Here is a 491-nt window from a genome sequence, read left to right on the forward strand (position 1 = left end):
AAGCTGATATGCCAGTTTTGGAGCCATCGACATCAGCCCCGTCAAGAATAGCAGTACCACCATTTCGAGCGACTACCCCGTCTGAACCGGGGGCAACTCCCGCAGGTGAGGAGATGGCGTTAGTGGTTTGGACGGTGCTACCGTTCTGTACTCTTAACCCGCCAGAAATATTCGCTTTTATGATACCTGTTCCAAAATCCACCATCGAACCATTTTGTGAAAACACCCCGAAGCCACCATTTCCGACTGCGGCGGAGTTCGACGAGGCAACAATATTAGATGCATTGTCGCCTATTACACCGTCGAGATAGTTGCCACCAGCTGACAAGTTTTTCGCAAAAATCTGTGAAGATCCATCTGCGTAATAGCCGCGACGTCTGTTATTCGAGGCGGCCGAATAACTGGCATATATAGATGAAGATGCCCCAACAGCTATCCCTTGCTGATCAAAGCCAAATACTCCAACAAATGCATCTAAACTAGCGCTTGAC

At 48.9% G+C, this 491-nt stretch carries 1 protein-coding gene; it reads right to left on the reverse strand.

The annotated features are described in order from the left end of the window. Nucleotides 1–491, reverse strand: a 491-nt coding sequence (locus tag C1631_RS24260; RefSeq protein WP_228441513.1) for a hypothetical protein, incomplete at both ends; no start/stop codon positions are given.

Origin of the sequence: Chryseobacterium phosphatilyticum, assembly GCF_002899825.2 — a bacterium.
GTDB lineage: Bacteria > Bacteroidota > Bacteroidia > Flavobacteriales > Weeksellaceae > Chryseobacterium > Chryseobacterium phosphatilyticum.